Raw genomic sequence first — 14,428 nt, forward strand, 5'->3', positions numbered from 1 at the left:
GTAAGTGAACTATTGTGTGGTAACCGTATGGGTATAAGGTCCGCTTGCATTTAAATTCGCTACAACCTTTACACTTTTATTATCTGCCGAGGGATTAAATTTATAGGTATTATTCCACTGATCGTTAGTTACTGCATTCAGATAAAAATAGGAAGCGCCTTGCCCAACAGGACTAACATTATTCACATTACTGCTTCCTAAATAACGAATGCCTGCAGAGGTATGCATTGCGAATTTATAACGTTCATCTCTACCCCAAGAAAACTGGTAAAATACTACAGGAATATTTCCCGATTGCCAGACACCGTTTGAAGTGTAAGATAACTGACCGATTTCATTTCCATAAGCAGACATGTACAAACCTAAACTTTGTACTTCAACTGCATCAACCACGGTTGCTACATTAAAATCATACTTCAGATAATAAACTTTTGCTGCACCTGTAACAGTAATGGAAGTGGTCCCTTCTTTTATCAATGAACCTTCTGTGTAGAATTTTCTGCCTGAAGTTGTAGCTTTATCAACCAATTGATAAGTACCCGGTTTAAGTGTGGTATACACTTCAAAAATACCTTCTTCCAGTTTTTTCATTTTGATGGCTTTGCTAATGTCATCACCGGTTTCAGTAGCAGATCCTGTAAGGTAAAGATCAGCAGGTACTTCGGCAAAACCTGCAGGGCGCTCCAACTGCAGAATTCTGCTTTCCTGTCCTGGCTTCCTGTTGCTTGCTTTTGATGCAATTACCGTCCATTTAACATTCCCGGTGCTAGAAGAATTGATCCCACATAATGCGGCAACCTTAGTTAAATCTTTGTGAGAAATGGTTACTTGAGCTTGTATACCTGCACCATCTGATACCACTTTATAAACTGGTTTCGAGAAATCGCCACCTTCCTTATCAAAAGCAACCTCGTATAAAATAAGTCCACCATCTTCAGCGCTAGCCGCAGTCCACTTAAACTGTTGCGTAGCCAATGCATTTGAAGGTGTAAGTTTAATACTTTGCTGATTTTGAGGAATGCTTAAACTTCCTATCGGATTGATATTTTCATTTAGGTCTTTTTCAACCTTTTTGCAGGATGTAATGGCGATAAATGATAGCGCCAGCAAAACGAATATTGATTTTATATTTTTCATATTGCTTTAATTTAGTAGCCAGGATTTTGTGTTAAATTTTTATTTAGGCCAATCTCACTTGATGGAACAGCCCATAGGTAATCTCTTTGTGCATTAAATTTGCGTTGTTGTGTACGGATGTACCCATTATCAATATTTTGATCGGCGGCAAATTTTGCTCCGTGTGCAAAGCCATTCATCGTTACTTCAGCCAATTTCCATCTTCTTAAATCATCCACACGTAAGCCTTCCATAGCCATTTCTGCCCTACGTTCTCTACGGATGATGTTGGTTAAATCTGCACTCGGAAAATTCAATGCTGCAGCATCGGTAAAGCCCGCTCTGGTGCGAAGTGCCCCGATGGTTTTTGCCCAGATAGTAGCGTCCATTTGTCCTAAACTGTTTTTGGCTTCAGCATAAGTTAATAGCACTTCTGCATATCTAAATAAATGCAGATTATTACCTGAAACAAAACTGGATAAGGCACTTGGATCAAAATATTTCCGCCAATAATAACCTGTTGCCGACGCACTTTGCGAACCCGGCGAATACTCATCCAGGCCAGGCTGAACAGGATCGGTACCTGGTTTAATGTAAATGGTTTTGGTACTGTTATTAGGATTTACCCAATTATACCGATCGTAAACAACAGTGGCAGTAAGCCTTGGATCACGGTTAATGTAAGGATTGCTTTCTACATAGCCTGATCCTGTTTCTTTAATTCCTTTTCCGTTAAGCATTACATAATCATCCACCAACTCTTGCGTAGGTGCCATGTTACTTACCCTTCCGCCAACTGTTCTGGGGGCGAAATCCCAAAAGTTTTGCCAGGTTCTGATAGTTGGCACATATTGCAGAGATAAAATACTCTCGTTATTGGTTTTATTGGTTGCAGGGTCACTAAACAACGCACTATAACTATTCACCAGCGAATAAGTTCCATAAGTTGCATGATTATTAATGAGTTTCTCACATACTGCAATCACCTCCGCAGTTTTATTTCCTTCATATAATAAGGTTCTCATTTGGAGTGCCAGTGCAGCACCTTTTGTAATTCTACCGTTTTCGCTTGCCGGAAGCTGATCTTTACTTGGGAGATTAGGGATTGCGCTTTCCAGCTGACTCACAATAAAAGCATTTACCGCAGCTTTTGAGCTACGTGGAATTACCTGTGCCTCTTCAGGTGTTAAATCATGATCAGGCAGCGGAACATCGCCATACCATTTCGTCAAATTAAAAAGTGCGAAAGCCCTCATAAATTGATTTTCAGCTTTCATCCTGGCAATTGTAGCTGCCGGCAGCGTTTTGTTTTGATCGATATTTTCCAGGAAAATATTAACAGATTTAATTGTGCGATAATAACTAGCCCAATCGCCCTGAAATTTTCCGGTTAGCGAAGTCGCGTTTCCGCTTGCAATTAAATTCAGATCACCAGAAGGAGAATACGCATTATCAGAAAGCGCTTCAGGCTCAAAATAGAGTGAACTATTGTAAAGCAGACTATAATTATTGTTTAACGCATTGTTCACATTTACATCAACTGTCCAGAAAGTTAAATCTGAAAACCGATCGGTAGGTGCAATATCCAGTTTTTTACAACCTGCAAAGATAACGACTGCAATAGCCGTTAGTAAGATTTTATTTAGATAATTCATTTTATTAATTCTAACCGTTATCATTAAAAAGTTATGTCTAATCCAGCACCGTAAAATACAGGAAGCGGATATGCACGGGCACTATTCGACCCCGAACCTAAGCTTACATTGTTTCCGAATTCTGAAGTTTCCGGATCGATAAATTTAAGTTTCGAAAGCGTGAACAGATTTTGCCCAATCAGCGATACCCTGAAACGTTCGATGCCGAATTTCTTGGTAACCGCTTCTGGCAATGTATAACCAATGTTTACATTTTTTAATCGGGCATAGGCAGCATCGTATTTATAAAGATCTGATCCGGTACGCCAGTTATTGGTATTGGAAGGTGAGCCGATGTTTGCAAAGATTGGGTAACGGGCATCGGGATTATTTGGTGTCCAGTAATTGGTCATGTGTTCATATATCGTTGCCCCGTATCCGTAATGAAAAGGCTCAACCAACTCGCCCCTCAAGAAGGTTTCACGTTTACCAACCCCTTGTATAAACAGCTGTAAATCAAATCCTTTTACAGCAAGCCTGTAGGTAAAACCAAAAGTATATCTGGGAAATGGATTACCTAACACAGTTTTGTCTTTGGCATCAATAATTCCATCATTGTTTAAATCTTTAAACTTCACATCTCCCGGAACTACCGGATTGCCTGCAATTTTTGGAGAGTTATTTATATCCGCTTGATTTTGAAAAAAACCATTGGTTTCATAGCCATAATATTGTGTAATCGGCTCTCCAATTCTTCTCAACAATTGAAAAACATCCTGATTAATGATTTGCTCTGTTGCGCCTCCTGATAACTGAAGCAATTTATTTTGATTATCAGCAACGTTTACACTAAAACTCTGGGTTACATTTTCTCCTCGTAAATTATAAGTTAATGAGGCTTCCCAACCTTTACTTCTCACTTTTGCCACATTAAAATCTGGTGTAGCAGCACCAAAAATGGCTGGAATATCTTGTCTTGGTTGTAAAATATCTCTCGTTACTTTATTGAAATAATCGAATGAAGCAGTTAGGCGGTTATCAAAGAAGCCTGCATCAATCCCGATATTTAATGTTGATGCTTTTTCCCAGGTTAAATCTCTGTTCGATAAAAGTGTACCCGCACCACCAACAGGAACATTATTAAAACCGTAAGCACTGGCATAATTAAAGTAGGTAGTTTGATACTGAAAATTCCCAACGTTCTGGTTGCCCAGTACTCCGTAAGATGCACGAAGCTTTAAATTACTCACAGTGTTTTTAATGGATTGCATGAATGATTCCTGCGTAATAATCCAACCTGCACTTACCGAAGGAAAAAAGCTTCCACGATTGCCATTGGCAAATTTTGATGAGGCATCGTATCGTGCAGTAGCTTCCAACAAATATTTATCCTGGTAAGCATAATTTAATCTTCCAAATAAAGATATTAAGCTGTTCGAATTAATTGCCAAACTATTGCTCGAGTTAATTGGATCGACCAATGTTCCGGTGGTTGGTGTGCCCAACAATTGATCGGTTAGTGTTTTTTGAAGTTGAAATCCACGTTGTGAATAATTTTCACTTGATGCCCCAACCTGAATCTTAAAATCGTGTACAGAAATCTTTTTACCGTACTCTACATATAGTTTAGTATTAAAAAGTTGCGATTTACTATTTCCATCTAAAACGGAACGGTCATCGCCATAAACGCCAGATGGTAAGTAATTAACTTGCGTACGGCGAAAGAATGTTCCATTGTTTTGCAAGGTTCCGCCAAATTCTCCAGTAATTTTTAAATCATTGGTAATATTAAACTGCCCGTTAAAAGCACCAAAAATTTCATCATTATCTGCCTGGTTAAAGCCTCCCTGTTCCAATACGCCATATTCATTGTATTGAGAAGCAACAGGATTGGTTAAATAATTTCCGTTTTCATCCTGCCAGTTGTAATTTAAGGGTACCCGATTGGCATCTGCAAAAATATTATTGTCGCCAACGCTATTGGTTTTATTCCGCGTTTTAGTGTAAAGGAGAATAAAATTGGTTTTAAATTTTCCGATAACATTGCTTTGATTTAATCGCAAATTGTATTTCTGATAGCCAAAATCTGCTCCACTGCCACCGTTCCCAATAAAATTACTGCCCTGATCCTGATAACCGGCTGAAACATAAAAGGAGCTTTTTTCACCTCCACCAACAATGCTAAAGTTATGCGATTGCTGTGGTGCTGTACGTAAAAGGTGTTCTATATCCCAGGTACCATTGCCCTGATCTTTAAGTTGCTGTATCTGGTCTGGTGTATAAGCAGGACTAAGTCCGGAATTCACCAAAGATTCATTTTTATAATAAGCATTTTCCCATGCCGGAACTTTTTTTACAAGTACATTGGCATCTTGAATGCCATAGCTTCCATTATAAGAAACTGCCGTTTTTTGATTTAATTTACCGCCTTTAGTGGTAACTAAAATTACACCATTGGCAGCCCTCGAACCATAAATAGCAGCTGAGCCGGCATCCTTCAATACGGTTACACTTGCAATGTCATTCGGATTGAGGGTATTTAAATTCCCTCCTACAATTCCATCAACAACAACAAGTGGCGTATTATCTCCCAAGGTACCAACCCCACGAATATTCACGGTAACGTTACTACCAGGGTTTAGCGAACTTTGCTGAATAATTAAGTTTGGCGACTCGCCCTGTAGCGCCTGGTAAACATTTAAAACAGGCTTATTTTCGATACTTTTGGCATCGATAGTATTAATTGCACCAGTTACCGAAACCCTTTTTTGTACCCCATAACCCACTACAACTACATCTTCCAGCGAATTATTCGCGTCGGTTTTCATTTGGATGTTGATTGTAGTACGCCCGCCAATTGCAACATCCTGACTTACATAACCCAAATAAGAGTAAGTTAAATTACCTGTAGCTAAATTATCGGGAGCAGAAATAGTGTAAAGGCCATTGCCATCTGTTACTGCGCCAATTGCAGTACCTTTAATTTGAACACTAACCCCCGGAAGTCCGATTCCTTTTTCATCAACAACCTTTCCCTTAATAATGAGGTTAATCTTTTCGATTTTATTAACGAAGGCACTCGTTGTTAAAGCCAATGAATGATTCGAAAAGAAAGGAATCAAAAAGATGGCCAGCAAAGCAAACTGCCAATGGGGCAATCGCTTAAGTTTGTCATTTGGGTAAAGTTTAAGTCTCATAACATTTAGATTGATTAAGATGCGTTTGTGCGCAACATGGATATTAGGTTAGAATATTAGCGTTGATAATAGATTATTTAATTTCACTCTTATAAGTGGCTTGCCAGTGCGCATCAATTTCCTCAAGAGATCGGCCTTTAGTTTCAGGAATAAGTTTCCAGGTGAGGTATAATGCCGGTGAACAACAAATGGCAAAAATCCAGAATGTCCATGCAGAACCTAGTCCTTCTAACATTAATGGCGTAAGCTGGCCTACAAAGAAATTGCCGATCCATAAGGTAAGTGTAGCCAGCGACATGGCCTTACCACGAATACCATTTGGAAAAATTTCGCCAATCACTACCCAACAAACAGGGCCAAAAGAAAAGGCGAAACAGGCAATAAAAGCCAATATGAAAATCAAAATCCAAGGACCGGAAATTACGCCCAATTGAAAAAGAATGCCGATAATGATCAATGATATCACCGCACCACCAATGCCGATGTATAACAAAGGTTTTCTGCCCCATTTATCTACCGTAAAAATGGCTACGAAAGTAAATATCACATTAATTAATCCAATGGTAACCTGTCCCCCCAAGGCATTATTTAGGGTAAAACCCGCTTGCTCCAGTATTCTTGGTCCATAGTAAATTACCGCGTTAATTCCGCAAACCTGCGAAAGAAAAGGCAATAACAGCCCTATCCAAAGCGCCTTTCTGTATACTGGTTTAAAAAGTGTTTTGAGTGATTCATCTGCATCATTTTCATTTTGTGATAAGAAGGCATTTACCTCTCTTCTTGCAGCTGGCTCTCCATCAATTTTGATCAGAATTTTTTCAGCCAAATCAGTCTTACCTTTAATCAATAACCATCTTGGAGATTCCGGAACCAAAAAAAGAGATATCAAAAAAATCAATGCTGGTACCCCACCCAAGCCTAGCATGGCTCTCCATACTTCTTCAGAAAATATACGTGCCGACTGACTTCCATCAAAATGATCGCCAGCATGGTCAGCTAAATAAGCATTACTGAAATAAGCAGCCACAATGCCGATAGTTAATGCCAGCTGATAAAGCGAAACCATGGTACCACGCAGTCTAGACGGCGCAAATTCAGAAATATAAAGTGGAGAAACCATAGAGGCAACGCCAATTCCTATACCACCAACCAATCTAAAAATAATCAAACCGGAAAATGATGTGGCATACATACAGCCAATTGCAGAAATCAGGAAGAGAAATGCAGATAAAATCATGACTATCTTACGCCCATAACGATCGCTCAATTTACCTGATACACTTACCCCCACAATACATCCCAACAAGGCACAGCTCACGAACCAACCTTCACTAACTGCATCAAGACCAAAGTCACCTTTAACCAAACTAATGGTTCCCGAAATTACAGCCGTATCAAAGCCAAATAAAAAGCCTCCAAGCGCAGCAACCAGGCAAACCAGGTATAAATAAGTTTTGCTGTTCTTAACAGCTGTATTTTTTTCAGTGCTAGTCATACTGTTTATTTTAAAAATGCTTTAATCACTTTAGCCCTTTGAGTACCTTTATTAGTCATTTTATAACTTCCTGCAGCAGCTGGAATTACAAATGTTTCTGCAAAAGGAAACGTCATGCGGTGGCCATCAGCAGATTCAACAGTAATAGCCGGTCCTTCTACAAGCATAAGCACATGGCATACGTTTTCAGTTTGAACCTCCACTACATGATCGAACTCCAATCGATGAACATCATAAAAATGATCTGGATGAGTGGGTAAATGGTAACAGGTAAAATCATCATGCTCAAAAAGAACAGATGGCTTGGAGATTAATTCCTGCTTAACCCGATCACCCTTTCTGCTAAAATCAAGATTTTTAAAAGCATGATCGATATTAATTGGCCGAGGTTTTCCGTTTAAATCCAACCTCACCCAATCGTACATTTTAAAGGTGAAGATGTATGGCGTGGCACTAATTTCAAGCACCAGGTTTTCTGCCCCGGCACTATGCACTGTGCCATTTGGAATTAAAAATAGATCATGTTTCTTAGCCTGATGAACCTGAACGTAGTTTTCAATATCAATTTCTTTATTATTGAGATTGCTGTTTTCTAAAGTTTCTCTAAATTCAGCAGCATTAATATCTTCCTGAAATCCAAGGTAAACAGTAGCATCCGCTTTGCAATCCAAAATGTAATAGGTTTCATCTTGGGTAATGTTCTCTCCAAATTCATCCTGGATATATTTTAAGCTTGGATGGCATTGAATAGAAAGATTGCCGCCATCAAATGTGTCTAGAAAATCAAATCGAATAGGAAATTCATCACCAAACTGCGCTGCGTGACGGCCTAAAACATTTTTATTTTGTGTAAACATGAGCGCATCAAAAGATAGCTCTAAAAGCAAACCATCGCTTTCAAAAACAATCCCGTTTTCAGGAACGATAAGCTCAAACGACCAGGCATAATTCACTTCATTTCGATCCAATTGAGGCATGTGCTCCTTCATCCATTGTCCGCCCCAGGCACCAGGCGCAAACCATGGGCGGGCCCGAAAAACAGATGATGACATTTTAGTTAAACCATTGCGGATATCCTTTCCATAAGCCCAATTTATGCCTTCCTCAAATTGTGCATCCACAAAAACGTCAATCTCATTAATAAGTGTTTTTTTATGCGCATTCAGCACAACCCAATCAACGAAGTAAAAACGTTTGTACATTTCTGTTGATTCATGGGGTTGATTCATACCCAAATTACAGATAGACCCCGCACTCATACGGTGCTGCAATTCATTCTTCGGCAGATCCACATAAATTAATGCTGCCCTCCAATTCGCCAAAGAAGCGCCACAACCAATCATGATATTGATATCAGCTGACGAATCTTTTTCCACATCGCTTAGTGCAGATAAATCGAAATAATCTGACAGCTGCAGAGTTGTCTTTGTACCCCAAACAGAATCTTCCGTACCGAGAAAAGGCGAAATCATATTTTCTAAATCATATTCGGATTTTAAGTAAACACTACTTTCAACCAGATTTACGCTAAAACCAGCAGCAATCAGTTTATCAGTTATAGCCCCGATTAACCTGGCCCAGTAAACCCCCACAAATCCATCAATCACAACGGTTTTTTGTTCTATAATGTAATCGCAAAGCGATGAGTAACCATTAAATACTTGATGGTCACCGAGCGAAAAGTATGGGTAAATATCATAACCCTGCGGTTGATTTATTTTACTAGTCAGACCGGGCATAACCTCCTGCTCGGTTTTTCTCATGGGCTCTTCTATCGACATAAATGATAAAAATATAATAGGGTTATTAAATTAATTTCGAATTTGACATATTGTACATACATATAGTAAAAAACGAAAACAGTAAACATTTATATACTTGTTTTTTACCAATTAAATTTTAATTATATGTGTAGCCAAAAGATTAATATAAATGCATAATATGTAGTTCATTATATTATTTAACGGCATTAAATTGCATTTGAATTGACATCTCATAATAATTGATATCGGAATATTTGGCTAAATCATACATTCAATAGTATGTACATACAAATGTATTATTTATAAATTAATTCGCAAGCGATTAACAACTTTTTTTGAAATAAAATATTTTAAATCAAAAATCATCTCCAATCAGCACCCATTCATACAAGTATTATGGACCGACATGCGTGAATGACCTATATTTTTTATATAATTGTGATGATTATGAAACTTAAAATCGATCATAAAAGCCAAATCCCGTTATACCTTCAGGCAGAAGAATTGCTTAGAAGATTAATTGAATCGCCAGAATATGTCGATGGAAAATTATTGCCAAATGAAATCGAGCTCTCCAAAATATTGAGCATTTCCCGCACAACACTTCGTCAGTCTATTAATAAATTAGTTTACGATGGTTTGCTGACGCGAAAAAAAGGCGTAGGCACAAGAGTGGTTGAATCAAAATCATTAAGTTCAAAATCGAAGAACTGGATGAGTTTCTCACAAGAAATGAGCGCAAGAGGAATTCCAATTAAAAATTTTGAACTACACGTAAGTTGGATACTTCCTGAAAAGAAAATTGCCAGTTTTTTGGGCATAAAAGAAGACAAAAAGATTTTAAAGCTAGTACGGTTAAGAGGCCGTCCGGAAGGTCCTTTTGTTTATTTCGAATCTTATTTCCACCCCACTGTTGGCCTTACGGGAGAAGAGGATTATAAAACCCCCCTATATGAAATGCTCGAAAAGGAACATGGCATTATTGCAATGGTATCAAAAGAAGAAATTAGTGCGCTGGTAGCAGATGAATTTATCGCCAATAAGTTGGAAACCAATATTGGAGCAGCAATATTATTCCGCAAAAGATTTGTATACGATATTAATGAGAAACCGATTGAATACAATCTAGGTTATTATAAAGCCGATAGTTTTGTTTATACAGTAGAAAGCCGCCGCGAATAATATTACAACAAGCTATGTTTGTTATCTAACATCACGAAGTAGATCGAGTTTTCCATCCACATATAAATAGGATGTGTTAATAAAATTGCTCAACAATGAAGCGTAACTTTATTTTACTCACCCTCCCAAATACGATAGCATAAAATAAAATGCAGGTATTGTACATCTCAAAATAACTCAAACTTATCCTTGTTTTTGAATGTTAGCTAGATAATCTCTACGACTAACAATTCATGATGAAGCGAACCGAAACGCAAACCCCCAGCCATTTACAGCAGGGCACTTGTGCTGTTAACATAAAAGTAAATGGCGAGGAAAAAACACTCTATGTTCAGCCATGGGTAAGCCTGTTAGATGGCTTACGCGATCACCTCAATTTAACCGGAACAAAAAAAGGTTGTGATCATGGTCAATGCGGCGCATGTACAATTATCTGTGATGATAAGCGGATTTTAAGTTGCCTCACCCTTGCCGTAATGAAAAACGGTTCTGAAATTACAACAGTTGAAGGTATTGCTCATGGCGAAGAATTACACCCAATTCAACAGGCTTTTATAGATCATGATGCATTTCAATGCGGATATTGTACACCAGGACAACTCTGCAGCGCTATTGGGTTAATAAAAGAAGGTAAAGCCAATTCCAGAGAAGAAGTAAAAGAGCTCATGAGCGGAAATCTTTGTCGCTGTGGTGCCAATATAGGAATCATCGATGCAATTATGCAGGTTAAAGACGGAGGCAACAATGAATAACTTCGAATACAGGCGAGCATCAGATACCAAAGATGCCATCAATCTTATTCACCAACAGGAAAAAAGCAAATTTTTAGCAGGTGGAACGAATTTAATCGACCTTTGGAAATACAACATCACAAACCCAACCAGCCTGGTCGATATCAATCACATTGCCGAACTTTCAGAAATTAAGGCATTGCCAGATGGAGGTGTCAGATTAGGTGCCGGCTTCAAAAATGCAGATACGGCATACCATCCCATCATAGAGCAACAATATCCCTTGCTTTCCAAAGCGATTTTAGCGGGTGCATCTGCACAAATCAGAAACATGGCCAGCAATGGCGGGAATTTGTTGCAACGTACCCGTTGTTATTATTTTTACGATCCAGAGGTGCCTTGTAATAAAAGAGTTCCAGGTTCTGGCTGTCCAGCCAAATTAGGATACAACAGAATACATGCCATTTTAGGAACCAGCGAACAATGTATCGCGGTTTTCCCATCAGATATGTGTATAGCACTCGCTGCACTTGATGCATTGGTTAATGTTGAAGGACCCGAAGGCAAAAGAACCATCAATTTTGCCGACTTTCATCGCCTTCCAGATGACCGTCCTGATTTAGACAATACCCTCAAACCAGGCGAATTAATTATTTCCATCGATCTACCCGAGAAAGGTTTCACCACAAATTATTCTTATCTAAAGCTTCGCGATCGTCATTCTTATGCGTTTGCACTGGTTTCTGTTGCTACGGCAATGGAGTTGGATGGAGATACGATTAAAGATATCAGAATTGCACTTGGTGGTGTAGCGCATAAACCCTGGCGTTCGAAAGAAGCCGAAGATTTTCTAATAGGAAAAAACGCTAGTGCAGAGAATTTTTCAACAGCAGCTGATCTTATTTTGAAAGATGCAAAGGGATTTGGCCATAACGATTTTAAAATAAAACTGGCTAAAAAAGCAATCATCCGTAACGGCTTAATGGCCTTAAATCCTGATACACAGCTTCCCGGCGCAAAACCTTCTGCTTAAACCACAAATGAATTACAATGGACGTTAACAAAACTGTAGGCCAACCAATTAGCCGATTGGAAGGTAAGTTAAAAGTAACTGGCGCAGCAAAATATGCTGCTGAATACCAGGTAGAAAACCTACTTCATGGTTACGTGGTGAACAGCCCCATCACTAAAGGAAAAATTATCAATATCGATATCGCTAAAGCCTTGGCCATTCCAGGTGTTATAGATGTGCTATCGCATAAAAACCGCACGAAACTAGCTTGGTTTGATGTACAGTATACGGATATGGATGCCCCTCCCGGAACGGTTTTTAAACCGCTACACAATGAAAACATTCTATACAATGGCCAGCCCATTGCCCTGGTGGTGGCAGAAGATTTCGAGACTGCAAGATATGCATCTACACAGATTACTTTTGAATTTGAGCAAGAAGCATTCGAAACCAATCTTCAAAATAATACCGAAAAAGGCCGACCAGCAAAAAAAGGTTTTGCTACAGCATTGAAACCACCTCCGCCCCCACCAACTGGCGATTTTGATAAAGCTTATGGGCAGGCTGCAGTTAAGGTGGAAGCAGAATTTAAACATGGCACCGAACACCACAATCCCATCGAACTTTTTGCCACCACAACGGTGTATAAAGGCAAGGGGAAACTTACCATTTATGATAAAACGCAAGGCACAATCAATAATCAGCTTTATGTAGCCAATATATTTGGATTACATTATAAAGATGTAAGGGTACTAGCGCCTTTTGTAGGTGGTGGATTTGGCGCTGGTCTTCGTCCTCAATACCAATTATTTCTCTGTGTAATGGCTGCGCTACACCTTAAACGAAATGTTCGCGTGGTATTGGATAGAAAACAAATGTTTTCATTTAGCCATCGCCCGCCAGCGATACAAAAAATGCGCTTTGCCAGCGACATCAATGGCAGAATGACAGCACTTGGTCACAGCGTTTATGCAGAAACTTCAAATTTTGAAGATTATACTGAGCCTACCGCCAACTGGAGTCACAAACTCTACCCTTCCCCTAATACGCTTTTCGAGCATAACATTGTTCCATTAGATGTATACACACCAATGGATATGCGGGCGCCGGGAGGCAGCACCGCCTTACATGCCATCGAATGTACCATGGATGAGCTTGCTCACAAACTTAAGATTGATCCGCTGGAATTGCGTCTCATTAATTATTCAGAGATGGATCCTTCTAGCAAGAAGCCTTACACTAGTAAGGCACTTCGCGAATGTTATCTCCAGGCCGCCGAGAAATTCGGATGGAGTAACCGAAATCCCGAACCCCGTGCCACAATGCGTGGAAATAAGCTGGTCGGTTATGGCATGGCAACCGGGATATGGGATGCTTTTCAATTTCCAGCAAGGGTTGAAGCCATGATTACCAAAGATGGAAAATTGGTACTGAACAACGCAACAACCGATATCGGAACCGGAACACTCACCGTGATGACGCAAATCGCCGCTGATGAGCTTGGCCTCTCGCTCGAAGAAGTAGATTTCCAGTATGGCGATAGCAAAAAGCCATTCTCCATGTTTCAGGGTGGCTCGGCCATTACCTCATCTACCGGTGTTGCCATTGTAGTAGCAGCAAAAGCACTTCGAAAAAAACTGTTGAAGAAAGCGGCTCAAATGGAAAATTCCCCTTTTAAAAATGCATCCGATGAAGAGGTGATTTTCAATGGTGGAAACCTGCATCTTAAGAACGAACCCGGCACTTACGTCTCCTTAAAAAATATCATTGCATTTAATAAAGGCAAAGCGATTAAAACCACCAACATGGGTAAACCGCACATGCTGAAGCTAAGAAAATACAGTTTGGCTACACATAGTGCATCTTTTGTGGAGGTAGAAGTAGATCAAGATCTGGGTACCGTTACGGTAACAAGAGCAGTAACCGCAGTAGCTGCAGGAAAAATCATTAATCCGAAAACTGCTAAAAGTCAGATTTCTGGTTCCATGATCTGGGGCATCAGCAAAGCATTACATGAGGAAACCATTATGGATGATCATTTCGGCAAATATATTAATACCAATCTTGGCGAATACCATATTCCTGTTCATGCCGATATTGGCCAATTGGATGTAATCTTCGCCGAAGAAAGAGATGAACTGATCAATGAAATAGGTACAAAAGGTGTTGGCGAAATCGGACTTGTGGGCATGCCCGCAGCAATCTCAAATGCAATTTTTAATGCAACAGGCAAACGCATCTATAAATTACCCATACATTTCGACGAACTGATATAGAAACACATAGTACAAAAATTTA

Annotated in this window: 9 protein-coding genes; 4 read left to right on the plus strand and 5 right to left on the minus strand. The window is 39.4% G+C overall.

All coding sequences use genetic code 11. The annotated features are described in order from the left end of the window. Positions 1-9 precede the first annotated feature (9 nt). The 5 genes from LUA91_RS15110 to LUA91_RS15130 form a co-directional block, all read right to left on the minus strand. The gene (locus tag LUA91_RS15110) at positions 10-1,137 is read right to left on the minus strand and encodes a SusE domain-containing protein (RefSeq protein WP_231426922.1); all 1,128 of its coding nucleotides are present in this window, start codon (positions 1,135-1,137) and stop codon (positions 10-12) included. Positions 1,138-1,148: 11 nt separating this feature from the next. Continuing rightward, complete coding sequence (locus tag LUA91_RS15115; protein WP_231426923.1) at positions 1,149-2,771, minus strand: RagB/SusD family nutrient uptake outer membrane protein; 1,623 nt, start codon at positions 2,769-2,771, stop codon at positions 1,149-1,151. A 23-nt stretch (positions 2,772-2,794) separates the two neighbouring features. Further along, complete coding sequence (locus LUA91_RS15120) at positions 2,795-5,947, minus strand: TonB-dependent receptor (protein WP_231426924.1); 3,153 nt, start codon at positions 5,945-5,947, stop codon at positions 2,795-2,797. 73 nt (positions 5,948-6,020) lie between these two features. After that, complete coding sequence (locus LUA91_RS15125; protein WP_231426925.1) at positions 6,021-7,442, minus strand: sugar porter family MFS transporter; 1,422 nt, start codon at positions 7,440-7,442, stop codon at positions 6,021-6,023. 5 nt (positions 7,443-7,447) lie between these two features. Beyond that, positions 7,448-9,223, minus strand: a complete 1,776-nt coding sequence (locus LUA91_RS15130; protein ID WP_231426926.1) for a class I mannose-6-phosphate isomerase — start codon at positions 9,221-9,223, stop codon at positions 7,448-7,450. A 429-nt stretch (positions 9,224-9,652) separates the two neighbouring features. Between LUA91_RS15130 and LUA91_RS15135 the strand changes: the two genes are divergently transcribed. The 4 genes from LUA91_RS15135 to LUA91_RS15150 all read left to right on the plus strand — a co-directional run bounded on the left by LUA91_RS15135 (position 9,653) and on the right by LUA91_RS15150 (position 14,406). Next, positions 9,653-10,387 carry a GntR family transcriptional regulator gene (locus LUA91_RS15135; RefSeq protein ID WP_231426927.1) on the plus strand — a complete coding sequence of 245 codons (735 nt, stop codon included), beginning with the start codon at positions 9,653-9,655 and terminating at the stop codon, positions 10,385-10,387. Between the two features lie 236 nt (positions 10,388-10,623). After that, entirely contained in the window at positions 10,624-11,139 is a 516-nt protein-coding gene (locus LUA91_RS15140) for a (2Fe-2S)-binding protein (RefSeq protein WP_370633647.1), read from the plus strand. After that, positions 11,132-12,151 (plus strand): xanthine dehydrogenase family protein subunit M, encoded by a 1,020-nt coding sequence (locus tag LUA91_RS15145; protein ID WP_231426929.1) that lies wholly within the window; start codon positions 11,132-11,134, stop codon positions 12,149-12,151. The genes LUA91_RS15140 and LUA91_RS15145 overlap by 8 nt, the downstream gene beginning before the upstream one ends. Positions 12,152-12,168: 17 nt before the next feature. Continuing rightward, positions 12,169-14,406: a xanthine dehydrogenase family protein molybdopterin-binding subunit gene (locus tag LUA91_RS15150; RefSeq protein ID WP_231426931.1), complete on the plus strand. Its 2,238-nt coding sequence runs from the start codon at positions 12,169-12,171 to the stop codon at positions 14,404-14,406. Positions 14,407-14,428 lie beyond the last annotated feature (22 nt).

This window comes from Pedobacter sp. Leaf250 (genome assembly GCF_920984735.1).
Classification (GTDB): Bacteria; Bacteroidota; Bacteroidia; order Sphingobacteriales; family Sphingobacteriaceae; genus Pedobacter.

Excerpts from the sequence above, each read along its gene's own strand:
- LUA91_RS15110 (WP_231426922.1), bottom strand. The coding sequence starts at position 1,137 with ATGAAAAATATAAAATCAATATTCGTTTTGCTGGCGCTATCATTTATC.
- LUA91_RS15120 (WP_231426924.1), bottom strand. The coding sequence starts at position 5,947 with ATGAGACTTAAACTTTACCCAAATGACAAACTTAAGCGATTGCCCCAT.
- LUA91_RS15130 (WP_231426926.1), bottom strand. The coding sequence starts at position 9,223 with ATGTCGATAGAAGAGCCCATGAGAAAAACCGAGCAGGAGGTTATGCCC.
- LUA91_RS15135 (WP_231426927.1), top strand. The coding sequence starts at position 9,653 with ATGAAACTTAAAATCGATCATAAAAGCCAAATCCCGTTATACCTTCAG.
- LUA91_RS15145 (WP_231426929.1), top strand. The coding sequence starts at position 11,132 with ATGAATAACTTCGAATACAGGCGAGCATCAGATACCAAAGATGCCATC.
- LUA91_RS15140 (WP_370633647.1), top strand. The coding sequence starts at position 10,624 with ATGAAGCGAACCGAAACGCAAACCCCCAGCCATTTACAGCAGGGCACT.
- LUA91_RS15125 (WP_231426925.1), bottom strand. The coding sequence starts at position 7,442 with ATGACTAGCACTGAAAAAAATACAGCTGTTAAGAACAGCAAAACTTAT.
- LUA91_RS15115 (WP_231426923.1), bottom strand. The coding sequence starts at position 2,771 with ATGAATTATCTAAATAAAATCTTACTAACGGCTATTGCAGTCGTTATC.
- LUA91_RS15150 (WP_231426931.1), top strand. The coding sequence starts at position 12,169 with ATGGACGTTAACAAAACTGTAGGCCAACCAATTAGCCGATTGGAAGGT.